Raw genomic sequence first — 25,761 nt, forward strand, 5'->3', positions numbered from 1 at the left:
CCTCACCCCCACCATCACCACCGCCCTCACCCACAACCACCCCCAAATCACCCTCCACCACGGCACCCCCCACACCCCCCACCTCACCCCCACCACCACCAGTGAGGTGCTGACCATCCCCGACGGGGAAGCGGCGTGGAAGCTGATGCCTGGGGGTGGCTCTCTCGACGATCTGTCACTCGTGCCCAACCCCGAGGCTCTTCGTCCGCTCGCACCCGGTGAGGTACGCGTTGCCGTACGCGCCGGTGGCCTGAACTTTCGCGACGTCCTGGTGGCTCTCGGCATGATCGAGAGCGACCGGGGGACGGCAGCCGAAGGCGCGGGTGTGGTGGTGGAGTTGGGTTCGGATGTGACGGATCTGGCGGTCGGTGACCGGGTTATGGGTCTGCTGTCGGAAGGCGCCGGCCCGCTCGCTGTGGTCGATCGCCGGCTGGTGACGGATATTCCGTCGGGTTGGTCTTTTGCTGAGGCTGCGTCGTTCCCGGTGGTGTTTTTGACGGCGTTTTACGGGTTGCGGGATTTGGCTGGTGTGCGTGGGGGTGAGTCGGTTCTGGTGCATGCGGCTGCTGGTGGTGTGGGTTCGGCGGCGATGCAGTTGGCGGCGTATTGGGGGGTGGATGTGTTTGCGACGGCGAGTGTGCCGAAGTGGGGTGTGTTGCGGTCGCGTGGTTTGTCGGAGGGGCGGATCGGTGATTCGCGGAGTCTGGAGTTCGAGGAGCGGTTCCGTTCGGAGCTCGGCGGTCGTGGTGTGGATGTGGTGCTGAATTCCCTGACGGGGGAGTTCGTGGACGCGTCACTGCGTTTGCAGCAGCCCGGCGGCCGATTCATCGAAATGGGACGGACCGAGATACGCGATCCGCAGCAGATCGCCGACCAGTACGACGGAGTGCGGTACACGGCATTCGACTTGATGGAGGCTGGTCCGGTTCGTATTGGGGAGATGTTGGCTGAGCTTGGTGAGTTGTGTGGGCGTGGTGTGCTGCGGCCGTTGCCGGTGTCGGTGTGGGATGTGCGGCGGGCGGGTGAGGCGTTGCGGTTCATGAGTCAGGCCCGGCATGTGGGGAAGGTCGTGCTGTCCGTGCCTGCGCCGTGGGCGGGTGAGTCGGGCACCGTACTGATCACTGGCGGCACGGGTGCGCTCGGTGGCCTGGTCGCCCGCCACCTCGTCACCGAACACGGCGCACGCAGCCTCGTTCTGACCAGCCGTCGAGGTCTGGAGGCCCCGGGAGCAACGGAGTTGGTCGAACAGCTCGAAGAACTGGGCGCCGAAGTACAGGTGGTTGCCTGCGATGTGAGTGAACGCGCCGGAGTCGCCAAAGCATTGGACTCGGTACCGACGAACGCTCCGCTCACCGGTGTCGTGCACGCCGCCGGTGTACTGGATGACGCGACGATCGAGGCGCTGACCCCCGAGCAATTCGACTCGGTACTCCGCCCGAAGGCGGATGCGGCGTGGTATTTGCATGAGTTGACGCGGGATTTGGATCTGTCGGTGTTTGTGGTGTTCTCGTCGGCGGCTGGTGTGTTGGGGAATGCGGGGCAGGGGAATTATGCGGCGGCGAATGCGTATGTGGATGGGCTGGTGCGGTATCGGCGTTCGCTCGGCTTGTCGGGTGTGTCGTTGGCGTGGGGCTTGTGGGCCGAGGCGAGTGGGATGACCGGTCACTTGTCGGAGGGCGATCTGGGCCGTCTGGAGCGCAGCGGTCTTGGTGCGTTGTCGTCGGTCGAGGGGCTGGGGTTGTTCGACCGGGCGTGGCGGGGTGAGGAGCCGGTGGTGGTGCCGGTGAAGCTGGATGTGGGGGTGTTGCGGCGGACGGTGGCGCGGGGTGGGCGGGTGCCGGCGTTGTTCGCGGGGCTGGCCGGGTCCGGTCCGGTGGTGGGTTCGGGGCTGCGGTCGGTGTCGGCGGTGACGGCTGGCGTCGGCGGTGGCGGCTGGGAGGAGCGGCTGTCGCGCGTCCAGGCCAATGAGCGTGGGGAACTGGTGCTGGATCTGGTACGGGGCCAGGTGGCCGCGGTGCTCGGACACGGCAGCGCCGGGCAGGTCGTGGTCGACGCGGCGTTCAAGGAGCTGGGCTTCGACTCGCTGACCGCGGTCGAGCTTCGTAACCGTCTCAACGCGGAGACGGGGCTACGGCTGCCCGCGACGCTGATCTTCGACCATCCCACCCCGACCGCCCTGGCCGACCACATCCACACCCAACTCGCACCGGCCGAGAAGGATCCGTCGGAGCAACTGCTGGCGGAACTGGAGCGAATGGAGTCCGAACTTGCCTCCCTCGCCGACCTCACCACTTCGCACGACGCCATCAATGAGCGCTTGAACAGCCTCATGAGGAAGTGGAACGGAATCCGTGAGGACGGCGTTTCCGACGCTTCTCCCGAGAGTTTCGAGGAAGCAAGTGACGACGAACTCTTCGAAGCGCTCGACAGTGAGCTCGGAGCATCCTGATTCACCACAGTCGTGTTCTGTCCCCCGTTGACGGCAATGGAACGTCGCCCCCGGCAAGAGGTGTATGTCAAATGAGTAATGAAGACAAGCTCCGTGACTATCTCAAGCGGGCCACATCTGATCTGCGCCAGGCCAATCGGCGCATTCGGGAAGTGGAGGAGAAGAACGGCGAGCCGATAGCCATCGTGGGGATGGCTTGCCGCTTCCCGGGCGGGGTGTCTTCGCCGGAGGACCTGTGGCAGTTGGTCGCGGAAGGCACGGACGCCATTTCCGGGTTCCCCACCAATCGCGGCTGGGACCTGGAAGGGCTTTACGACCCGGACCCCGAGCACATGGGGACGACCTATTCCCGGCAGGGCGGATTCCTGCACGACGCGGATCAGTTCGACGCCGCGTTCTTCGGGACCCACCCGCGCGAGGCTACGGCGATGGACCCGCAGCAGCGGCTGCTGCTGGAGACGGCCTGGGAATCGATCGAGCGCGCCGGATTCAACCCCGACTCGCTGCGTGGCAGCAAGACCGGCGTGTTCGTCGGCGCCATCGCGCAGGCGTACGGCAAGCCGGCCGGCGCGTCGGGTTCGGAGTACGAGGGCTACATGGGAACCGGTACGACGACGAGCGTCGCGTCGGGTCGTATCTCGTATTCGTTGGGTCTTGAGGGTCCGGCGGTGTCGGTGGATACGGCGTGTTCGTCGTCGTTGGTGGCGTTGCACATGGCGGCGCAGTCGCTGCGTCAGGGTGAGAGCACGCTGGCGCTGGCGGGTGGGGTGACGGTCATGTCGTCGCCGGGTCTGTTCGTGGAGTTCAGTCGGCAGCGGGGTCTGGCGGTGGACGGTCGTTGCAAGCCGTTCGCGGATGCGGCAGACGGTACGGGTTTCGCGGAAGGCGTGGGCTTTCTCGTGTTGGAGCGCCTGTCAGACGCCCAACGCAACGGTCACCGGATTCTGGCCGTGATACGCGGCTCTGCCATCAACCAGGATGGTGCGAGCAACGGCCTCACCGCGCCCAACGGTCCTTCCCAGGAACGCGTCATCCGCCAGGCGCTGGCTGGGGCGGGACTGACTGCGGCAGAGGTCGACGCGGTCGAGGCCCATGGCACCGGCACCACCCTCGGCGATCCGATCGAGGCGCAGGCACTGCTTGCGACGTACGGACAGAACCGCCCCGACAACCGTCCGCTGTATCTGGGATCCATCAAGTCGAACATCGGCCACACTCAGGCCGCCGCAGGTATGGCCAGCACCATCAAGATGGTGATGGCGATGCAGGCCGGGGTGCTGCCGCAGTCGCTGCATGTGGACACGCCGTCGAGGCACGTCGACTGGACGGCGGGAGCCGTCGAGATCCTGACCGAGGCACGCCCTTGGTTGAACGACCATCATCCACGTCGGGCGGGCATCTCCTCCTTCGGCATCAGCGGCACGAATGCCCATGTGATTGTGGAGGAGGCGCCGGCGCTGGGGGCGGGTGTCGCGGGGTCGGGGGAGTTGGGTGTTGTGCCGTGGGTGGTGTCGGGGAAGTCGGCTGTGGCGTTGGGGGCGCAGGCGGGGCGGTTGTCGGCGGTTGCGGGGGCTGATCCGGTGGCAGTAGGGCGGGCGTTGGTATCGTCCCGGGCCCAGTTCGACCATCGTGCGGTGCTGATTGGTGGGTCGGTGGAGGAGTTGCTGGCGGGGGCTCGGGCTTTGGCGGCGGGTGAGCCGTCGCCGTTCGTGGTGTCGGGTCAGGTCGCGTCCGGCACGGGGCGGACGGTGCTGGTGTTCCCGGGGCAGGGGTCGCAGTGGGCGGGAATGGCGGTGGAACTCGCTGCCGAACTGCCCGTGTTCAGGGAGCGTTTGGACGAATGTGCGGTGGCGCTGGAGGAGTTCACGGACTGGGGTCTGTGGGATGTCCTCAACGAAGCCGATGACACGGCGTCACTTGAGCGGGTCGATGTCGTCCAGCCCGTCCTCTGGGCGGTGATGGTGTCACTCGCCGCCGCCTGGGCGGACCTCGGAGTGGTCCCGGATGCGGTCGTCGGTCATTCCCAGGGCGAGATCGCGGCGGCCACGGTCGCGGGGATCCTGACCCTTGAGGACGGCGCCCGTATCACCGCGCTGCGGTCGAAGGCCCTGACCGTGCTGGCCGGCACCGGCGGGATGGTTTCCGTGCCGCTGCCCGCGGCGGAGGTCCAGGCCCACCTCGACACCCACGCCCCCACCCTCACCATCGCCACCATCAACGGGCCTGCATCCACCGTCATCGCCGGCGACGTCACGGCCCTCGAAATCATTCTGGACTGGTATCAGGCACAGGACATCAGAGCGCGGCGTATCGATGTCGACTACGCCTCCCACACCCCTCACATCGACCAACTCCAGGACACGCTCGCCGAGTTGCTGGCCCCGGTCACGCCGCAGGCGGTGACGGACATCGCGTTCTACTCGACGGTCACGGGTGAGCGTGTCACCGACACCACCACGATGGACGCCACGTACTGGTATCAGAATCTGCGCGGGACGGTCCGGTTCGAGACCACCACCCGCACGCTCCTCGCCGACGGCTACCGCCTGTTCATCGAGTCCAGCCCGCATCCGGTCCTGACCATCGGCATCCAGGACACCACCGACACCACGGAAACACCCGCCACCGTCATCGGCACCCTCCGCCGGCAGCAAGGCACGCTGACCCAGCTCCTCACCTCGGCCGCCCACGCGCACACCACCGGCACCCCCATCAACTGGACACGCTTCCTCCCTGAGACGCAACAAGCGGTTGATCTGCCGACGTATCCGTTCCAGCGCGAGTCGTACTGGCTGAAGGCCCCGACACGCCTCCAGGACGCGACGTCTCTGGGCCAGTCAGGGAGTGAGCATGCGCTGCTCGGGGCGCGGATCGACCTCGCCGACACCACCACCCTCTTCACCGGCCGGCTCTCCCTTGGCACGCATCCGTGGCTTGCCGATCATGCCGTGGCCGGCACCGTCCTCCTGCCCGGCGCCGCCCTTGTCGACCTCGCCCTGCACGCAGGACTCCACACCGGCCACCCCCACCTCACCGAACTCACCCTCCACGCACCCCTGATCCTCGACGAGCACACACCCCGCCAACTCCACGTCACTCTTGAACCCGCCCACGACGGAACCCGCACCCTCACCATCCACACCCGCAGGGACGACGGCGTGGACACCGAGGCCGAGTGGGTCCAGCACGCCGACGGCACCCTCACCCAGGACAAGCCTGTCCTGCCGGCGCCGCCCACCACCTGGCCCCCCGCCGGCGCCGAACCGGTCGACATCACCAACCTCTACGAGGACCTGCACGCACGCGGCTACCACTACGGCCCAACCTTCCAGGGCCTCACCACCGCCTGGAAACACGGAACCGACCTCTACGCCGACATCACCCTCCCCGAGAACACCGACACCACCGGCCACACCATCCACCCAGCCCTCCTCGACGCAGCCCTCCACACCGCACTCCTCACCACCAACACCGACAACACCGAACTCCACCTCCCGTTCACCTTCACCCACACCCACCCCCACGCCACCCACGCCACCCACGCCCGCGCCCACCTCACCACCCACAACAACACCCACACCCTCCACCTCACCACCAACACCAACCAACCCCTCCTCACCACCACCCTCACCACCCGACCCACCACCCCCCACCCCCTCACCACCACCCAAACCAACCACCTCTACACCCTCAACTGGACCCCAATCCCGCTCCCGCAGACCTCCTCCACCGGACCGGCCCCGTGGGCCGTCCTCGGCGCGCACGACGAGTCGGTGGCCCAACGCCTCCGCGCTTCACTTGGTGTCGACGGGCTGCCGGCGTACGAGACGCTTGACGCCCTCGCAGCCGCCGACGGACCTCTGCCGAGCGCGGTGTTCCTGCCCGGCGTACTGGGTCGGCTCGGCACGGGGACCGGTAGCACCGCCGAGCCGGTGCCGGCCGTGCACCAGGCGACCTGGCATCTGGTGCAAGTGCTCCAGCAGTGGCTGGCCGACGAGAAGTGGGCGGACACCAAGCTGGTCGTCGTCACCGACGGGGCCGTGGAGATCCAGCGGGGCGATACCCCGAACGACGTCCTCGGCTCGACGGTCTGGGGGCTCGTCCGTACGGCACAGTCGGAGAACCCGGACCGCCTCGTACTCCTCGACCTGGACGGCGCCGACGACATCGGGACAGTCGTGGCGACCGTGCTGGCCGGCACTGAGACGCAGGTCGCCGTGCGACGGGGCGTCCTGTACGCCGCCCGGCTGACCCAGGCGGCGCCCGCCCCTCTTGAGCTCCCCGGCCCGGCCGAGGCCCCCGCTCCGTGGCGGCTCGATGTCACCACGGCCGGAACGTTGGAGAACGTCACCCTTGCCGCGCACCCCGAAGCAGCCGAGCGCCCGCTCACACCTGGCGAGGTGCGTGTCGCCGTACGCGCCGCCGGGCTGAACTTCCGTGACGTGCTCATCGCTCTCGGCACCTACCCCGGCGAGGCTCAGATGGGCATCGAAGGAGCCGGTGTCGTAGTCGAGTTGGGTTCGGATGTGACGGATCTGGCGGTCGGTGACCGGGTCATGGGCTTGCTGTCGGAAGGCGCCGGCCCGCTCGCTGTGGTCGATCGCCGGCTGGTGACGGATATTCCGTCGGGTTGGTCTTTTGCTGAGGCTGCGTCGTTTCCGGTGGTGTTTTTGACGGCGTTTTACGGGTTGCGGGATTTGGCTGGTGTGCGTGGGGGTGAGTCGGTTCTGGTGCATGCGGCTGCTGGTGGTGTGGGTTCGGCGGCGATGCAGTTGGCGGCGCATTGGAAGGTGGATGTGTTTGCGACGGCGAGTGTGCCGAAGTGGGGTGTGTTGCGGTCGCGTGGTTTGTCGGAGGGGCGGATCGGTGATTCGCGGAGTCTGGAGTTCGAGGAGCGGTTCCGTTCGGAACTCGGTGGTCATGGTGTGGATGTGGTGCTGAATTCCCTGACGGGGGAGTTCGTGGACGCGTCACTGCGTTTGCAGCAGCCCGGCGGCCGATTCATCGAAATGGGAAAGGCGGATATCCGCGACCAGGAAGATATCTCCAGGAAGTACGAAGGCATTGCCTATCAGGCGTTCGATCTGCTGGAGGCTGGTCCGGTTCGTATCGGGGAGATGTTGGCTGAGCTTGGTGAGTTGTGTGGGCGTGGTGTGCTGCGGCCGTTGCCGGTGTCGGTGTGGGATGTGCGGCGGGCGGGTGAGGCGTTGCGGTTCATGAGTCAGGCCCGGCATGTGGGGAAGGTCGTGCTGTCCGTGCCTGCGCCGTGGGCGGGGGACTCGGGCACCGTACTGATCACTGGCGGCACGGGTGCGCTCGGTGGCCTGGTCGCCCGCCACCTCGTCACCGAACACGGCGCACGTCATCTCCTCCTCGCCAGTCGGCGTGGACCGGACGCAGAAGGTGTCGCAGCGCTCGTCGGCGAACTTCGCGAACTGGGCGCCGAAGTCACCCTGGCAGCATGCGATGTGAGCGACCGTCAGTCATTGACTGAACTACTCGGATCCATTCCCGTGGCTCACCCGCTCACCGCCGTTGTCCACGCGGCAGGCGTACTCGACGACGGACTCCTCGCCACCCTCACTCCAGGACAACTGAACTCTGTCCTGGGCGTGAAGGCGGATGCGGCGTGGTATTTGCATGAGTTGACGCGGGATTTGGATCTGTCGGTGTTTGTGGTTTTCTCGTCGGCGGCTGGTGTGTTGGGGAATGCGGGTCAGGGGAATTATGCGGCGGCGAATGCGTATGTGGATGGGCTGGTGAGGTATCGGCGTTCGCTCGGTTTGTCGGGTGTGTCGTTGGCGTGGGGTTTGTGGGCCGAGGCGAGTGGGATGACCGGTCACTTGTCGGAGGGCGATCTGGGCCGTCTGGAGCGCAGCGGTCTTGGTGCGTTGTCGTCGGTTGAGGGGCTGGGGCTGTTCGACCGGGCGTGGCGGGGTGAGGAGCCGGTCGTGGTGCCGGTGAAGCTGAATGTGGGGGTGTTGCGCAGGACGGTGGCGCGGGGTGGCCGGGTGCCGGCGTTGTTCGCGGGGCTGGCCGGGTCCGGTCCGGTGGTGGGTTCGGGGCTGCGGTCGGTGTCGGCGGTGACGGCAGGCGTCGGCGGTGGCGGCTGGGAGGAGCGGCTGTCGCGCGTCCAGGCCAATGAGCGTGGGGAGCTGGTGCTGGATCTGGTACGGGGCCAGGTGGCCGCGGTGCTCGGACACGGCAGCGCCGGGCAGGTGGTGGTGGACGCGGCGTTCAAGGAGCTGGGCTTCGACTCGCTGACCGCGGTCGAGCTTCGTAACCGTCTCAACGCGGAGACGGGGCTACGGCTGCCCGCGACGCTGATCTTCGACCATCCCACCCCGACCGCCCTCGCCGACCACATCCACACCCAACTCGCACCCCAAGCGGTGGATACCACAGCCGCGATGCTCGCCGAACTCCAGCGCCTCGAAGCCCAGTTCACCGCGCTTGTCGATGACGAGAACGCACGCATCAGCGTCGCCGGCCATCTGAAGTCCATGCTCAGGCGTTGGTCCCCGGGCGGCGAGGACAGCTCCGCCGCCAAGTCACAAGCACAGTCACGAGTACGGGCCGGCACACGGCAGCAGGCAGGGCAAGAGACAGAACCCAAGGAGGACTTCGCGGATGTGAGCGCCAGCGAACTCTTCCAGTTCATCGACAACGAGTTGGGCCGAGGGGCCAAGTGACCCCGTCGCGCCAGTGCCCGCGCCAGTGCCAGTGCCAGCGCCCGTGCCGGTAACGGTCACCAGAGTCCACGAACACCGCAGCTCCTGAAGGGGGTCATCAGATGTCGGAAGCGGAAGACGCCAAACTCGTCGAATACCTGAAATGGGTCACGGCCGAGCTGAAGCAGACGAAGCAGCAGCTCGCGGACGCCGAGTCGGCGCAGGACGAGCCGGTCGCCATCGTGGGCATGGCCTGCCGCTATCCGGGTGGCGTCACCTCGCCGGAAGACCTGTGGCGGCTCGTCGAGAAGGGCGAGGACGCCATCGCGGCGTTCCCCGAGGACCGGGGCTGGGACCTGGACGGCCTCTACCACCAGGACCCGGAGCAGACCGGCACCTCCTACGTCGCCGAAGGCGGCTTCCTTTACGACGCAGGCGACTTCGACGCCTCCTTCTTCGGTATCAGCCCCCGCGAGGCCATCGCGACCGACCCGCAGCAGCGTCTGCTGCTGGAGACCGCGTGGGAGGCATTCGAGCGCGCCGGCATCGCCCCCGACTCACTGCGCGGCACCCGCACCGGTGTCTACGCGGGCGTCGCCTACGGCGACTACGTCGGGCGGCTCGCCCAACTCCCAGCCGAATTCGAGGCGTTCATGGGAAGCGCCAGCACGAACAGTGTCGCGTCAGGACGTATCTCGTACACCATGGGCCTGGAAGGTCCGGCCGTGTCTGTCGACACGGCCTGCTCGTCCTCGCTCGTCGCCCTGCATCTCGCCGCGCAGGCCCTCCGTAGAGGCGAATGCGACCTCGCGTTGGCCGGGGGAGTGACCATCATGGCCAGCCCCGCCCTGTTCATCGAGTTCAGCCGCCAGCGCGGACTCTCCGCCGACGGCCGCTGCAAGCCCTTCGCCGCGCAGTCGAACGGGACCGGCTTCGCCGAGGGCGCGGGCCTCCTCGTACTGGAGCGGCTCTCCGACGCCGAACACAACGGGCACCGGATCCTCGCCGTCGTCGCCGGCTCGGCCGTCAACCAGGACGGAGCGAGCAACGGCCTCACCGCGCCCAACGGTCCCTCCCAGGAACGCGTCATCCGCCAGGCCCTCGCCGACGCCGGCCTCACCCCTGCCGAAGTCGACGTGGTCGAAGCCCACGGCACCGGCACCACCCTCGGCGACCCCATCGAAGCGCAGGCGCTCCTCACCGCATACGGCAAGCACCGCCTGCCCGGCCGGCCCCTCCACCTCGGATCGGTCAAGTCGAACATCGGTCACACCCAGGCCGCCGCAGGCGTCGCCGGCATCATCAAGATGGTCATGGCCATGCGGGCGGGCACGCTCCCGAAATCCCTGCACATCGACGCGCCGTCCCCGATGGTCGACTGGTCGGCGGGAGCCGTGGAACTCCTCACCGAGCACCTTCCCTGGACCGACGACCAGCACCCGCGCCGTGCCGGCGTCTCCTCCTTCGGCATCAGCGGCACCAACGCCCACGTCATCATCGAGGACGCACCGGCGGCGCAAGCCACCGCCGAGTCGCACCACGAGTCGTACCGCGACGCTGGCCGCGAGGCCGCCCCCGAACCGGACCCCAAGACGGACCTCAAGACGGACTCCGAGGCGAATGACGAAGCGCATGGGGAAGCGAACGGCGAGGCGAACAGCGAGAAGCCCGGCCAGCAGCCCCGCGAGGAGCCCGGGACGGCCGCCCCGCCCCACCCCGGCACCGTCCCCTGGCTGCTGTCCGCCAAATCCCCGGCCGCCCTGCGGGCCCAGGCCGCGCGCCTGCACGAAGAACTGACCGACGACTCCGGCTCGCTCGCCGACGCGGACCCGGCAAGCATCGGCCACGCCCTCGCCACCACCCGCACCGCCTTCACCCACCGTGCCGTCGTCCTGGACGACGACCGCGCCGGATTCCTGCGCAGCCTGCGGACCCTGGCCCAGGGCGGCTCCTCACCGGACATCGCCCAAGGCGGCGCCGGCGTGTCCAGGGGCGGCAGGACCGCCTTCCTGTTCACCGGTCAGGGCAGCCAGCGCCTCGGCATGGGACGGGGACTGTACGAGACGTTCCCCACGTACGCCGAGGCGTTCGACGCCGCCTGCACCCACTTCGACCCTCACCTGGACCGCCCGCTGCGCGACGTCGTGTTCGCCGGCGCGCGCTCCGAGGACGGCGCCCTCCTCGACCAGACCCGCTACGCGCAGCCCGCCCTTTTCGCCGTCGAGACCGCACTGTTCCGGCTGATGGAATCCTTCGGCGTACGACCGGACTTCGTGCTCGGGCACTCCATCGGGGAACTGGCCGCCGCGCACGCCGCAGGCGTCCTCCCCCTCCCCGACGCCTGCGCCCTGGTCGCCGCCCGCGGACGGCTCATGCAGTCCGCCGACAGCGATGGCTCCATGGTCTCCGTACGGGCCCCGGAGGCCGACGTCCAGAAAACCCTCGCGGAGTACGCGGGCCGGGTGTCGGTGGCCGCCGTCAACGGCCCGTCCTCCACGGTCATCTCGGGGGACGCCGACGCGGTACGGGCCGTCGCCGGGACCTGGCGCGCCGACGGAATCAAGACCAAGCGTCTGCGCACCAGCCACGCCTTCCACTCACCCCACATGGACGGCGTGCTCGCCGAATTCCGGGAAGCCGCCACCGGCCTGCGCTACGCCGCCCCGACGATCCCGCTCATCTCCAACGTCACCGGCGAGCGGGTCACCGCCGAGCAACTGGCCTCCCCCGACTACTGGGTCGGCCATGTCCGCGGCGCCGTACGCTTCCACGACGGCATACGCAGCCTCGAAGCCGCAGGCGTCACCCGGTTCGTGGAACTCGGCCCCGACGCCGTACTGAGCGGCATGGCCCGGGAATGCCTCACCACCGAGCCCGCAGTGCTGGTGCCTGCATGCCGCGGCGACCGCTCCGAGGAACGCACCTTCGCCGCCGCCCTCGCGCAGCTCTGGGTGTCCGGCGCCACGGTCGCCTGGCCGAGCCTGCTGACCGAACGCGGCGCGCGACAGCAGCCCGTCGACCTGCCGACGTACGCCTTCCAACGCCGCCGCTACTGGCTCGACACGGACGGCCCGGCCTCCCGGGAGCGCCGGACCGACGCCGCCGCCGAGACGTCCGGTACGGCCCCGTCCGTGCAGGAGCGCGGATTCTGGGCGGCGGTCGGCAACGGCGACCTCGCCACCCTGGCCACCGAACTACGCCTAGACAACACGCAGATGAAGGCGCTGCGCGCCGTCCTTCCCGCGCTCGACGGCTGGCGCAGACAGAGCTCGTGGGGACACCGCACCGGCTGGAAGCGACTGCCCGCAGGCCGGGGCGAGCCGTCACTCTCCGGCGAATGGCTGCTCGCCGTACCCGCCGGGCACACCGGCGACCCCGCCGTCGCCGCAGTCCGGCAGATGCTGACCCGGTACGGGGCCACTGCCCTGGCAGTGCCCGTCGAGACGGCGGACACGGACCGGTTCGCCGTGCTGGACCGGATCAGATCCGCGGGCGCCGACCCCCGGTCTGCCGTCGGCGTGCTCTCCCTGCTCTCCCTGGCCGACACCGCGCCGGCGTCCGACACCGCGCCGGCGTCCGACCCCGCGCCGGCGTCCGACCCCGCGCCGGCGTCCGACCCCGCGCCGGCGTCCGACACCGCGCCGACCCCCGACACCTCGGCCTCCGGCACGGACGCTTTCCCGACCGCGTCGTTCGCCCTGACACTCGCACTGGCGCAGGCCCTCGGCGACGCCGGCATCGAGGCGCCGCTGTGGTGCCTGACCCAGACCCACGACGCGGCCGCCGTAGGGCCCGATGACCCCACCGCCGCGCCCACCGCCGCACCGGCAACCGGACAAGCGCCGCTGTGGGGCCTCGGACGATCCCTCGCCACTGAACACCCCACCCGCTGGGGCGGCCTGGCCGACCTGCCCACCGGATTCGGCACAGCTGCAGCCGGCACAGCCGACACCGATACGGCGGCCACCAGCACAGCCGACACCGACACCGACACGAGCACAGCCGAGCGGCTCGCCCGTGTCCTCTCCCAGCCGCGCACGGATCGCGCCGAGCGCCAGGTCGCGGTGCGCGCGACCGGGACGTACGGACTCCGGCTCCGCCGGGCGACCCTCACCGAGGGGAAAGCCACCGAAACCGGCCGCCCCGGTGCGGTACTCGTCGCCGGACCCGTCACCCCGTATGTCGCCCACGCGGTACGGCAGTTCGTCGACGAGGGCTGCGACCGGCTGATCCTGGCCGTGCCCGACGACGGCCGTTCGGGCGACGCGGTGCGCGTACTGGAGGCCGAACTCACCGCCTTCGGAGCCACCGTCGAGATCGTCGGATGCGACCTGACGGACCGTCACGGGCTGGCGGGCGTACTCGACGCGATACCCGGCACACACCCGCTCCGCGTGCTCTACAGTCTGCCGGCCGGGCTCGGGGGCAGCATCGCCGATGCCGATCCCACCGCCGCCGCGCGAACGGTGAGCGACATCGTCGCGGGTGTGCGTGCGCTGGACGAGCTCACCCGGGACCGTACCGTCGACGGATTTCTCCTCTTCAGCTCCTTCCAAGCGGCTGTCGGCACCCCCGGTCATGCCACGGCGGCCGCCGTGCACGCCTGCCTGGAGTCACTGGCGCTGCGCCGACGGGCCGAAGGGCTGCCCGCCACCGTCGTGTCCTTCGGACCCGGTCCGGCGCCCGAGAGCGGCTCCACCGGACCGGATGTCACCGGACTGCGCGCGGGCGAGCCTGGCCGCGCCGTGGCGCTGCTGTCGCGGTTCGACGAGGGCGACGGGGCGTCCCTCGCCGTGGTCGACGCGGACTGGGAGCTCTTCGCCGGTCTCGGTACGGACACCAGCGCGTACGGTGCGCTGCTCAGCGAACTCCCCGAGATCCGGCCGCTGTTGACCGCCGGACCGTATCAGGCGGACGGCGCGGACGGGGCGGACGCGGCTGGCGCGGCGGCGGGTACGGACGGCGGAGGACCCGCCGAGTTGCGGCGCCGACTGGCCGGCCTCAGCACCGAGGAGCAGTCGGGGTTGCTCCTCGACGTCGTGTGCGCGGCTGCGGCCGAAGTGCTCGGCCACACCTCACCCGACGACATCGACAACTCCCTCTCGTTCCTCGAACTCGGCTTCTCCTCGTTCACCGGACTCGAACTGCGCAACATGCTCTGCACGGTCACCGGACTCGAACTCCCGCCGGTCATCGTCTTCGACCATCCGACACCGGTCTCCCTCGTCGGCCATCTCTGCTCCGAACTGGAAGCGGCCGGCGACCGCGCGCTTTAGAGGACGCTTAGCCGGCCGATTGACCATGACCAGGAACTCAGAGACCGGGACTACGAACTCCGAGACTACGAACTCCGAGACTACGAACTCCGAGACCACGAACTCCGAGACCGGGACCAGGAACTCCAAGACCGGACCAGGATTTCCGACCGGGCCGCGCATACGCGCGGCCTCAGCCGAAAGGAAGAAAATGCCGCACCTTCTGAACAAGCCGTGGGTACGCGCCACGCTGGCCGCGACCGTCGTGACCGGACTCGCCATAGGCATTTCCGGCTCGACCTACGCCAGCGAATCCGAAGGCGGCGACGCGGCCAAGGCGCGGCCGCATTCGAAGAAGAAGTGTGTGACCAGCCTCGAAGGCTGGACCGAGGAGACGATGCAGCACTTCCGCATCGGCCCCGCCAATCCCTATCCGGTGCAGAACGTCGGCGAAGCGCTCATCTACGACGACCTCATCTTCGACGAGAACGACAAAGAGGTCGGGCACGCCGTCGGCTATGTGAACGCCGTCAGGAGGGCCGCCGACGGTGACCTCATCACCACGTACAACCACACCGTGGAACTCCCCGAAGGGAACCTCACCGGTGTCGGTCTGGTGAACCGTACGGAGATGTTCGCGGGCGCCGAGGCCACCTTCCACGTCAAGGGCACCTCCGGCGCGTACGCCGGCAAGACGGGCACCCTCAAGTGGACGCTGCTCCAGTCGCCGCCGGACTTCGACACCCGTGTCAGCCTCGATCTGAAGCTGTGCGGCTGATCCCGTGAAGGGCGAACCCCTGGCGCGGCAGCGCAGGCACACGATCTACTTCCTGGAGGAGATCGCCGGATTCGCGCCCGTCTTCCTCGACACCGAGGTGGACATGACGCGGGTACGCGAGCACCGCGGCGCCGCCAAGGAAGCGGGCCGCAGGTACGGCGTCGTCAGCTACGTCCTGCACTCCGCCGCCAGGGTGCTCGCCCGGCATCCCCAGGCCAACGCGGCGATCCACGGCCGGGCAAGGCCCCGGATCGCGGAGTACGACGACGTCAACGGCAAGGTCACTTTCGACAAGACGATCGAGGGGCAGCGGGCCGTGCTGTCCACGGTGCTGACCTCGCTCCAACGGGCGGAACTCGACGACATCCAGCGGCAGATCGAGCACTTCCGGGACGGAAACCCGGAGACCATGCCCGAGTTCGAGGCGCTGCGGAAACTGCAGAAGCTGCCGCCCTGGCTCGCCAGATTCCTGTTCCACCGCGCCACCCGGCCCCTGGGCAGCCGGCAGACCCGGATGGGCACCTTCGCGGTGACCTCGCTGGGGCACAGAGCGGTGGACGGATTCCAGTCGGTCGGCGGCACCGCGGTGACGTTCGGCGTGGGCCGTGTCCTCGACCGTCCGGTGGTCCGCGACGGAAGGGTGACCATCGCGCCCGTCATGAGGCTGAGCCTCGCCTTCGACCACCGGGTCATCGACGGCGCGGAGGCGGCGGACGTGCTCACCGAGACGAAGGAGGCGCTGGAGTCCGTACCCCCGTTCGCCCCGCCTCTCGCCGCTGCTGTCCCCTCCGGCGCGTCCACCTCCGCGTCCACCTCCACCTCCGCGTCCGCGTCCATCTCCGCTTCCACTTCCGCCGCCGCTCCCACCGCCGCGTCCGCTCCCGCGGCACGAGTAAGAGAAGGGTGAGCGATGAACGACATCGAAGAGCTGAAGCAGTTCGTGGTCGCGCACGCGCAGGCCCAGGCGATGCCGGAGGAGCGCTACCGCGCCGTCCTCGACCGGATCCGCCACGACGACGAGGGACAGTCCGGCTCCTGGGCCGTCGAATGGTCCGTGGCGGGAACCGAACTGGCGAGGACCGGCGAGCACCTGGAGGCGGCGCGCTGCTTCAACATGGCCCGCTTCCCCTTCGTCGACGGGCCGGCCCGGCAGGAGGCACTCACCAACTGCGTCGGCTCCCTCGGCCGATGGCAGGAGGCGTATCCGACGGTGGAGCGGCTCGACATCGAGCTTCCCAAGGGGCGCATCGGCTGCTGGGCGAGCGGAATGTCCCGTACGTCTCCGAAGCCGCTGGTCATCCTGATGGGCGGGATCGTCAGCATCAAGGAACAGTGGGCGTCGATCCTGCCGCTGTTCGAGCGGCTGGGCATGGCCGTGGTCGTCACCGAGATGCCTGGCGTCGGGGAGAACTCCCTGCTGTACGAGCGCGACAGCTGGGAGATGCTCCCGGCCATCCTCGACGCCGTGGCCGATCGCGCCGACGTGTCACGCACGTACGCGGCGTGCCTGAGCTTCAGCGGGCATCTCGCGCTGCGCTGGGGTGCCACGGACGACCGGCTCCGGGGAGTGGTGACGATCGGCGCGCCGGTCAGCGACTTCTTCACGGACCGGGAATGGTTCGGACGGCTGCCCCGGGTCACGCTGGACACACTCGGCCATCTGACCGGTGTCCCGGTCGGCTCGTTGCCGGACCTGTTCCATGACTGGGCACTGGACGCGGCACTGCTGAAGTCGCTGAAATTCCCGGTGTATTACACGGCGAGCAAACGCGACGAGATCATTCCGCCGGGCGACGTACGGCAGCTGCGGGAGCACGTACGGAATCTCTCGCTCAACGAGTACGACGACGTCCACGGCTCACCGAGCCACGCGAACGAGATCCGGCTCTGGGTGCCCAACTCCCTGCTGCGCATGAGCGGCGCCCGCAATCCGCAGCGGGCGCTGACCGGACTGCTGCTCGGACTGATGCGGCTGCGCGGGAAACTGTCGCGCGCATGACCGACGAAGAACGGTAAGGGTCCGCCGGCCCTTACCGTTCTTCATGGTCTATTCCGCGACGAACGTGGACTGGATCCAGGTGAATACCAGAAGATCCTCGCCGAGATGCGGCGAAGTCTCGCCGGTGGGATCGAAGTGTTCGTACCGGTTGCCGCGGAAGAGCTTGAACCGCTCAGTGATGTCCTCAACGTACCTGACGCGCTCACGGTCCGGAATGGCGGGACCGCCATGCAGGACCACATTGGGAATACGACTCATAAACATCTGCCCTTCCGTCAGGAGCCTCATTGCCCAGGTCGCATCGATTGTCGAAGCCGCCTCTAAAGCACCGATAAAACCGTGCCATGATTCCGAATAAGGGGACCATGATGTCGAAAGTGACCGTCGACAGTGATATCTGGATACGGCGACCGAGTCCCGCCCCCGACGCGTCGACGCGCCTGTTCTGCTTTCCCCACGCCGGCGGCGCCGCAAGCTTCTTCCACCCGATGGCCAGGCGACTGCGACCCGGCACCGAAGTACTGGCCGTCCAGTACCCCGGGCGTCAGGACCGCAGACACGAGCCTCTGCTGACGGACATCCAGACCCTCGCCGACCGGGCCACCGCGGCGGTCCTGCCCTTCACCGACGCCCCGTACGCGTTCTTCGGCCACAGCATGGGCGCCATCGTGGCCTTCGAAGTGGCCAGGCGACTGCAGGCGGCGGGCGCCCCACAGCCCTCCATCCTCTTCGCCTCGGCCCGCCGCGCCCCGTCCCGCAGACGCGACGAACGGGTCCACCTGCTCGACGACGCGGGACTGGTCGCCGAAATCACGACCTTGGGCGGCACCGCGGCGACGCTGCTCACCGACCCGGACGTGCTGGCCATGGTCCTGCCGGTATGCCGCGCCGACTACCGCGCCATCGAACGCTACCGCTGCGCCCCGCACACGCCGCCGCTCGGAATCCCCATCACCGTCCTGATCGGCGACCGCGACCCCCGGGTGACCCCGGCGGAGGCCGAGGCATGGGGCGAACACACCACCGGGCCCCTCGACATCTACACGGTGCGGGGCGGCGACCACTTCTACCTGACGAACCATCTGAACGAGACGGCGGACCACATCACGGCCCAACTCGGTTCCGTCGGCTGACACCTGACAGATATTGCCGTTGGTGGTTCGGTACGGGGCTTGCGGGCGGGAGGACTGACCTCCTCAGGATTTCGTCACCAGAGGCAGCGAAGCCCCGGGCAGGGCTTTCCGCGTCCGCGCCCGCCTTCACGATGCCGAACACCGTCTCACCCGGCGCGGTGCCGCTCACGCCGGTCGGACCAGGCCGGCGTCGTAGGCGAAGATCACCGCCTGCACCCGGTCGCGGGCGCCGATCTTCGCGAGTACCCGGCTCACATGCGACTTGACCGTCGACTCGGCGAGCGAGAGGCGCTCGGCGATCTCGGTGTTGCTCCAGCCGCCGGCCATCGCCGTGAGGACCTCGCGTTCGCGTTCGGTCAGGGCACTGAGCCGGCGTTCCTGTTCGACGGTCCGGCCCGGCATACGGTCGGCGAAGGCGTCGAGGAGCTTACGGGTCAGCCCGGGTGCGATGACGGCGTCCCCGGCGGCCACCGCCCGGACGCCCGCGATGAACTCGTCGGGCAGGGCGTCCTTCAGGAGGAAGCCGCTGGCTCCGGCGCGCAGCGCCGCGTACGCGTACTCGTCCAGGTCGAAGGTGGTCAGGACGAGAACGCGCGAGCGGCCCCCGGACTGCACGATGCGGCGCGTGGCCTCGATGCCGTCCATGCCGGGCATGCGGACGTCCATCAGTACGACGTCGGGGCGCAGTTCGGCGGCCTTGCGTACCGCTTCGGCGCCGTGCGTGGCCTCGCCGACCACGGTCAGATCGGGGTGCTGCTCCAAGAGCATGCTGAAGCCGAGCCGCTGGAGGGCCTGGTCGTCGACGATGAGGACGGTGGTCATACGGGACGTCTCTCCGTGGGTGCCGTGGGTGCCGTGGGTGCCGTGGGGGTCATGCGGGTCATGCGGATCATGCGGATCAAGCGGGACGCTGGGGGGTGGGTGGTGCGGAGCCGGTCTCGATCATGAAGCGGGCCCGGACGGTCCAGCCGCCGCGGTCGTTGGGCCCCGCGGTCACGCTTCCGCCGTACAGGGCGGCCCGCTCGCGCATGCTGACCAGGCCGCGGCCTTCGTCGTTGGACCCGGGGCTGCGGGCAGGCCCGGTGTCCTCGACCGTGAGATGTACGGCGGTGTTGTCGGCGGTGATCGTCACCTGGACGGCCGTGTCGGCCGCCGCGTGCTTGAGGGTGTTCGTCAGGGCCTCCTGGACGACGCGGTACACGGCGAGCTGGAGGCCGGGCGGCAGGTCCGTCCGGTCGCCTTCGGTACGAAGGGTGACGGCCGGGCCTGCGTCGCCGACCCGCTCCAGCAACGGGCCCAGATCGTTGAAGCCCGGCTGGGGGGCGAGCGGCGTGCCCTCGGCGGCGGTCCGGTCGTCCTCGCCGATGACGGCGAGCAGACGACGCAGTTCCGACAGGGCGCCCCGGCCGCTGTCGGCGATGATGCGCAGGGTCTCGGCACCCCGTTGCGGCTTCGTCTCGGTCAGTCCGGCGGCGCCGCTCGCGAGACCGACGATGACGGCCAGGGTGTGGCCGAGGATGTCGTGCATCTCGCGGGCGACCCGCGCGCGTTCGGCGGCGACGGCGAGCCGCGCCCGCTGGTCACGCTCCACCTCCAGGCGTACGGCGCGTTCGTGCAGGGCCCTGATGTACGCGTTGATGACCCGGGCGACCAGGCCCGCGGCGGCGACGGCCGCCACAAGGGCCGCCTGGACGAGGGCCAGCACCCAGGTCTGGAGGGCCATCCCCTGTCCGTCGTCGCGGACGGCGACGGACACGGCCGTCTGTGCGACGGCGATCCCCAGACAGACGGCGAGTTGCACGGGCCGGCCGGCGCGGCCCACATTCAGCAGCGCCACGATGCGCGCGCTCTCGGACCCTGTGTTGGCGTCCAGGGCAAGGCTCAGCGCGGAGACGGCCGAGGTGAGGCCGAAGATCAGGATGGGCCGCTGCTGCCGCCACACCAACGGGATACAGAAGGCGGCCATCAGAACGAGAAGTCCCGCGACGCCGGGTCCCCGGCCCTGGTCCGCGTTCTGCAGGGCCGGGATGCCGATCAGTACACAGAACAGCGGCACGCCCAGGCGCCTGAACCACGGACTGTTCCGGTCCGCGTCCATGGTCCGCCTGAGCATGCGCACGATCAGGACGTCTGAGCGCGGCCCCGCCCCGTCCAGCAGCGCCTCGGGCGCGAACAGGGAGCCCGACGCCTCGGCCGTGGTGGATGTGGTCACGTCGTACGCCCTCTCGGTACGGGGACCGCCCGCCGGTCCTCGGGGGAGTGGACCGGCGGGCGGAGCGGTTGGTCACGGCGGCGGTGCCGGCCGCGGGCGGGTGGTCTTCGGGCCTACGCCGTAGCTGGGACGGACGGGTGGTCTTCGGCACCACGCCGTAGCTCCGACGGGCGGTGGTCTCCGAACCGTATGCCCTGCCCCTGGCAGCCGGTCCGCAGGCCGTACGCCCTGCCCGGATCGTACGGCCGACCGGGTCAGCCCTTCCCGATGGGCACGCGCTCCGACTCCGTCGCGCCCCGCGACGACTCGTCCAGCAGAAGCCGCAGCTTCTCGCCCTCCACGTCCATGTCGGGCAGCAGCCGGTCCAGCCGGCTGGGCAGCGCCCAGGCGCGGTGGCCGAGCAGCGCCATGACCGCGGGCACGATGGTCATCCGCACCACGAACGCGTCGAAGAGCACGGCGGCGGCCAGTCCCAGTCCCATGGACTTGATGATCGCGGTGTCGCTGAAGATGAACCCGGAGAACACCGCGATCATGATGACCGCGGCAGCCGTGACCACCCGGGCCCCGTGCCGGAAGCCGGCGACGACCGCTTCCTTCGGCTCGGCCCCGTGGACGTACTCCTCCCGCATCCGGGTCACCAGGAAGACCTGGTAGTCCATGGCGAGGCCGAACACCACACCGATCATGAAGATCGGCAGGATGCTCACGACCGGCCCGGTCTGCTCGACCCCCAGGACGCCCGCGAACCAGCCCTTCTGAAAGACCGCGACGACGACACCGAGGGTCGCGAGGATGCTGAGCAGGAAGCCGGCCGCCGCCTTCAGCGGGATCAGGACCGAGCGGAACACCAGCATCAGCAGGATCAGCGCCAGGCCCACGACCACGCACAGATACGGAACCAGGGCGTCGCTCAGCTTGTCGGAGATGTCGATGTTGAGGGCGGTGGGACCGGTGACCATCAACTCGGCGCCCGTGTCGTCCCGCAGGTCACCGCTCCGGTCGCGGATGTCGGAGACGAGGCCGACCGTCTTCTCGCTGCTGGGCGCGGAGGCCGGGACGGCGCGGATCAGCGCCACGTCACCGGCCTGGTTGAAGGTGGCGGGGCTCACCGAAGCGACATCGGGAAGGGAGCCGAGCAGGGCCACCGCCTCGTCCGCCGCGGCTTTGGGGTCGGCGCTGCCACGAGCGTCGACCACGACCGACAGCGGGCCGTTGTAACCGGGGCCGAAGCCGTCGGCGATGGTGTCGTAGGCGATGCGCTGGGTGCTGCCGGGGGTGGCCGACTCGTCGCCGGGCATGCCCAGTTCGAGCGACAGGGCCGGGGTGGCGAGCAGCAGCAGACCGGCGACCGAGGTGACGAGAACCTTCACCGGATGGCGCAGGACAAACCTCGACCAGCGCACACCCATGGGTTCGCGCTCCCCGCGCTCGACGGCCCGCATCCGGCGCGAGGTGAGCTTCCCGGTCGCGATCCGGGGGCCGGCGAAGCCGAGTATCGCGGGCAGCAGGGTGAGGGCGACGACGACGGCGACGACCACGGCGAACGCGGCGCCCAGCCCGATGTCGGTGAGGATCTTGATACCGATGACGCTGAGCCCGGCCAGCGCGATGACCACGGTGAGCCCGGCGAACACGACCGCCGAACCGGCCGTGCCCAGCGCCCGCCCGGCGGCCTCCTCCGGCGTACGGCCCTCCTTCAGCTCCCCCCGGTAGCGGGAGACGATGAACAGGGCGTAGTCGATGGCCACCGCCAGACCCAGCATCAGTGCCAGCGTGCTCGTGTTGGAGCTGAGGTCGACCACCGAACTGGCGAGAGTGATCGAGAGGACGGCCAGACCGACCCCGAACAGCGCGGTCAGCAGCGGCAGTCCGGCCGCGACCAGCGAGCCGAAGGTGATGACCAGGACGACGGCGGCGATGAGGATGCCGATCAGCTCGGTCGTACTCTGGTGGGCCTGCTCGACGACGGCCGAACCACCCATGCTGACCGCGAGGCCGGCCCGCTCGCCCTGCGCGGCGATGTCCTCCAGGTCCGCGCGGGCCCGGTCGCTGACGTCGCTGTCGCCGACCGCGTAGGTCACCTGCGCGTAGCCGATCGTGCCGTCCTCACTGACGGTGCCACCGGTGTACGGATCGGCCACCGTCTTCACCTGATGGGCCTTGCCGAGATAGGCGACCAGAGCCTTGACCTCGGCCTTTTGGGCGCCGGAGGTCAACTTCCGCCCCTCAGGCGCCTCGAAGACCACCCGTGCCGTGGCCCCGTCGGCGGAGGCCTGCGCGAACTCCTCGTTCAGCAGGTCAAGCGCCCGCTGGGACTGGGTGCCGGGAATGCTGAAGGTGTCCGTCGTCTTGCTGGACACCCCCATGGCTCCGATGCCGACGACGGCCAGGACGGCTATCCACAGCGCGAGGACGAGCCTTCGTCGCCGGAATGAGAACCGGCCGAGCCGGTAGAGGAACGTGGCCACGGAGAACTCCCGGGAAGCGTACGGCGGACGGGACAGGGCCGTGATCCGACCCGCACCTCACGCTAGGTACGCTTCTCCGCCTTCCCTTGGGTCCACGGAGGCGAATAGGAGCGCCGACGGCGGTACCGCAGTGCCGCCCGCCGCTCCTCCTCAAGGCGTACGCGGAGCCCGCCGTCGCCCGCCCAGCCATCGGCTCGCGACGAGGATCAGCGGGCGCTCCACGTCGGTGAGGTCGTCGGTTCGGTTGAGGTGGTGTTGCAGTTCGAGGTGACGGAACTGGTAGATGGCTCCTGCCTGGCGGAGCAGTGAGCGGCGGCGGTGGGCGTCGGTCAGGAACTGGGTGAGGTGGAAGGGGAGCCCGTGTCGGAGGGCGAGGTAGCTGCGGGTGAGGGCGTACGGCCAGCAGGCGGTGCGGTTCATCGCGGCGGCCAGGCCCACTGCGAGTCCACCGGTGGCCAGGGCCAGCGAATACGCGGCAGAGCGGGCTGCCGGAGGAAGCGGTGAGAGGAGATGGGTGCCGCCGGGCGGGACGGAGGAGCCCGAGAACGGGTCGCCGGTGAACAGGGCGGTGAGTGCGGTGGGCGCGACGAGCGCGATTCCGGCGAAGGGGGCGGTGAGGAGCAGGAGGTGACGGAACGTCGTGCGGTCCTGGTGCAGGAGGGAGTCGGGTGCCGGGGCGGTGGCCGTGTCGGCTCGCCGGGCCCGCACCGTCGCGGCCAGGCCGAGGCCGAGTCCGTCCAGGGCGGAGTGCAGGATGTAGCTGAAGGGCCCGACGGCGAGGGGGTGTTGGTTTCCCGCGATCAGGTTGGCCGGGTAATCCATCAGGAGCAGGGCGGCTCCGAAGACGGGGCCCGCGGCCAGCCCGATCGTGATGGTGCGGGGGTCGAAGGACCAGCGGAGTCTGGTGGCAGGGGCGGGCAGATCGGTGTCGGGCCGGCGGGCCCGGGATCCGAGGAGGCCGCCGGCGGTGGCATAGACGGCGGCGTTGATGCAGGCGACGGACAACGCGGTTGTGGCGCCGAGCCACGAACAGGGGAACCACAGGGACAGACCGGCCGCCAGGCCGCGCAGGCACGTTCCCCAATCCCAGGACCAGGGTGGCGCTGTGGTCGCAGCGCCGCGTGCGCGGGCGGTCCGGGCTCCGACAAGGCTTCCGATCAGGCCCGCGGCGAATCCGAAGGCGAGCCCGCCGAGCGGAATGTAGTCCGAGGGGAACCGCGGCCCCGCTTCAGCGGGATCGACCATCCAGAACGCGATCGTGCTGGCGGTCGTGGACGTCGCTCCGGCGGTCATGGCCGCGCTGACATCGCAGGCCAGACCAGCCGCCATGCCCGCGATCAGCGCGGCGGGCGCTCCGACGACCCACCACAGCTGGGTGTCCCCGGTCAGGCTGGTGCGGACGTAGGCGGCCAGCAGCGCGGTGATCCAAGAAGCGAGTCCGAGCAGTACGCCGGTGGTGTGGGCCACGAGGCGGCCCGGTAGCGCCGTACGCAGTTGCCACCAGGCCAGATCGGTGCTGTCGCCGAGTCTGCGCAGATGGGCGGCGAGGAAGCGCAGGGTGCGTTCCGCGGTGCGGGCGCTCCAGCGGCAGGGGTGGCGAGGGTGCGGCCGGTAGGCGGCGCGTACCGACGCACCGAGCAAGTGCCGTTCGACGTCGCGGCGCTCGGGCAGCCGCGTACGGTCACACAGTTCGGCCGGGTCCGGCAGCGTCGTGAGGTCCTCGCCCGGGCGGGCGTTGTAGATGACCGCGGCCAGCGCCAGCATCAGCGGTGTGGACAGAGCGGCCGCGACCGGTGACCGTTCCGGCGTGCCGAGTTGCCCGAGCACCGGCCTCCAGCGGGCCGCGGCCCTGCCCGCGGTGCCTTGTACGAGGTATTCGGCAGCCTTTTCCCCTTCCAGGGGGCACAGTTCCACCGCTGCGGCGGCCGCCAGGCGGACCGGCAGCCGGCCGACGGGGGCCGCGGTATCCAGGTAGGCATCTCTCCGGCTGGACACCACCACACCCTGTCCGGGCGGCAGCGCTTCGTTGATCCCGTCGAGCGCCAGGGCGCGGCTGCGCGGGGGCAGTTCATCGAGCCCGTCCAGCAGCGGCAGGACCAGGCCCGCCTCGATCAACGCACGCGCGGACGACTCGCTTCCACCGGGCGCTCCGTCGGCGGGGCCCAGCATCGGGTAGTCCCGGGCGAGTTGTCGCGCCAGCCACTGGGGGAACGGCAGTGTGGCCGCGTCCCAGGACGCGAGCGGCAGCAGCACCGGTACGGGCTCACCCTCGGCCCGCGCCTCCAGCAGGCCCAGGAGGAGACGGATCATCAGCACGGTTTTGCCCGATCCCGCTTCACCCAGCACCGCCAGGCGCCGGGTCGGGATGCGGCACAGCAGGACGTCGGTGATCTCCCCGTCCTGCCCTGCCAGTCCCGCCGGACCCGGTGCCCAGCCGTCCGGGCTCCCGAGCGGGCCTCCCGGCCATCCACGGGCAGTGCGCTCCAGGAACTGCCAAGGCTCGCTCAGCGCCGCTTCGGCCGGGCGCCAGGACACGGCCAGCGCATACGGGACGGTGATCCGTCGCACCGTCAGCTCGGCCGTCCACTGCGCACGCACTTCGGCGGCGAGCCGCTCAGCCGTCTCGGCAAGACCGGGTCCGGCCGTGTCGTACGTCGCGCCCGCCGTGCGGAAGGTCGCCCACGACAGGTACATCCCACCCACCGTCGGCAGCAGAGCCGTGACCGTGGCAGCCACCGGCAGCCCGAAGCGCCAGCTCACCCACACCGCACCGACCAGACCGACACCGGACAA

General features: G+C 69.6%; 11 protein-coding genes and 1 pseudogene. 7 read left to right on the plus strand and 5 right to left on the minus strand.

Going from position 1 to position 25,761, the window contains the following annotated elements:
- The 6 genes and pseudogenes from ACFUN8_RS23840 to ACFUN8_RS23865 all read left to right on the plus strand — a co-directional run.
- On the plus strand, positions 1–2,449 hold a 2,449-nt coding region (locus ACFUN8_RS23840; protein WP_383641087.1), incomplete at its 5' end, for a type I polyketide synthase.
- A 71-nt stretch (positions 2,450–2,520) separates the two neighbouring features.
- A complete protein-coding gene (locus tag ACFUN8_RS23845; RefSeq protein WP_383641090.1) occupies positions 2,521–9,141 on the plus strand; it encodes an SDR family NAD(P)-dependent oxidoreductase in 6,621 nt (2,206 codons plus the stop codon).
- Between the two features lie 107 nt (positions 9,142–9,248).
- A pseudogene (locus tag ACFUN8_RS23850) lies at positions 9,249–14,396 on the plus strand (beta-ketoacyl synthase N-terminal-like domain-containing protein); the annotation flags it as partial.
- A gap of 190 nt (positions 14,397–14,586) precedes the next feature.
- A complete protein-coding gene (locus ACFUN8_RS23855; protein WP_383641093.1) occupies positions 14,587–15,153 on the plus strand; it encodes a hypothetical protein in 567 nt (188 codons plus the stop codon).
- Positions 15,154–15,157: 4 nt separating this feature from the next.
- A complete protein-coding gene (locus ACFUN8_RS23860) occupies positions 15,158–16,060 on the plus strand; it encodes a 2-oxo acid dehydrogenase subunit E2 (protein WP_383641096.1) in 903 nt (300 codons plus the stop codon).
- Positions 16,061–16,063: 3 nt separating this feature from the next.
- Positions 16,064–17,152, plus strand: coding sequence for an alpha/beta hydrolase (locus tag ACFUN8_RS23865; protein ID WP_383641099.1), 1,089 nt, complete (start codon positions 16,064–16,066; stop codon positions 17,150–17,152).
- Between the two features lie 48 nt (positions 17,153–17,200).
- Here the strand turns inward: ACFUN8_RS23865 and ACFUN8_RS23870 are convergent, their stop codons facing one another.
- A complete protein-coding gene (locus tag ACFUN8_RS23870; RefSeq protein ID WP_383641102.1) occupies positions 17,201–17,410 on the minus strand; it encodes a DUF5988 family protein in 210 nt (69 codons plus the stop codon).
- Between the two features lie 110 nt (positions 17,411–17,520).
- Here ACFUN8_RS23870 and ACFUN8_RS23875 point away from each other — a divergent pair, with 110 nt between their 5' ends.
- Positions 17,521–18,285, plus strand: a complete 765-nt coding sequence (locus ACFUN8_RS23875) for a thioesterase II family protein (protein ID WP_383641105.1) — start codon at positions 17,521–17,523, stop codon at positions 18,283–18,285.
- 165 nt (positions 18,286–18,450) lie between these two features.
- Here the strand turns inward: ACFUN8_RS23875 and ACFUN8_RS23880 are convergent, their stop codons facing one another.
- The 4 genes from ACFUN8_RS23880 to ACFUN8_RS23895 all read right to left on the minus strand — a co-directional run bounded on the left by ACFUN8_RS23880 (position 18,451) and on the right by ACFUN8_RS23895 (position 25,761).
- Complete coding sequence (locus ACFUN8_RS23880) at positions 18,451–19,107, minus strand: response regulator (protein ID WP_383641108.1); 657 nt, start codon at positions 19,105–19,107, stop codon at positions 18,451–18,453.
- 76 nt (positions 19,108–19,183) lie between these two features.
- Positions 19,184–20,497 (minus strand): sensor histidine kinase, encoded by a 1,314-nt coding sequence (locus ACFUN8_RS23885; protein ID WP_383641111.1) that lies wholly within the window; start codon positions 20,495–20,497, stop codon positions 19,184–19,186.
- Positions 20,498–20,751: 254 nt separating this feature from the next.
- Positions 20,752–22,968, minus strand: coding sequence for an MMPL family transporter (locus tag ACFUN8_RS23890; RefSeq protein WP_383641114.1), 2,217 nt, complete (start codon positions 22,966–22,968; stop codon positions 20,752–20,754).
- A 150-nt stretch (positions 22,969–23,118) separates the two neighbouring features.
- Positions 23,119–25,761: an NACHT domain-containing protein gene (locus ACFUN8_RS23895; RefSeq protein ID WP_383641116.1), complete on the minus strand. Its 2,643-nt coding sequence runs from the start codon at positions 25,759–25,761 to the stop codon at positions 23,119–23,121.

Source organism: Streptomyces sp. NPDC057307 (assembly GCF_042667665.1).
Lineage (GTDB): Bacteria > Actinomycetota > Actinomycetes > Streptomycetales > Streptomycetaceae > Streptomyces.